1 pseudogene is annotated in these 268 nt (G+C 36.6%); it reads right to left on the bottom strand.

Annotated elements, in window-relative coordinates:
- Positions 1-81: 81 nt before the first annotated feature.
- Positions 82-268: pseudogene (merR1, locus tag RYX56_RS22760) on the bottom strand (mercury resistance transcriptional regulator MerR1); the annotation flags it as partial.

Raw genomic sequence — 268 nt, 5'->3', positions numbered from 1 at the left:
AAAAACAGATGACACGGGCATGTGATTAGTGCGACAAGAAACCAGCCTGAACTTTTTATTGTGTTTTTCATCCTTCACCTCTTATTTCTTCATCAATGTTTCAATAATGGGGCATTCGTAAATATCTTTGTTTTCAGGACATCTTTCTTTAAGATCCATCAGCATTTGTTCAATTCTTTTGAGATCTTGAATTTTATGCTGGATGTCTTCTATCTTAAGAACGGTGAAATCATACATATCACGGCACTTTGCTTCATCGCGATCGACG

The organism is Alkalihalophilus lindianensis (genome assembly GCF_032843265.1).
In the GTDB taxonomy this organism is placed as follows: domain Bacteria; phylum Bacillota; class Bacilli; order Bacillales; family Bacillaceae_D; genus Alkalihalophilus; species Alkalihalophilus lindianensis.
The sequence above is the reverse complement of the archived record's forward strand: the minus strand, read 5'-3'. Positions and strand labels throughout refer to the sequence as shown.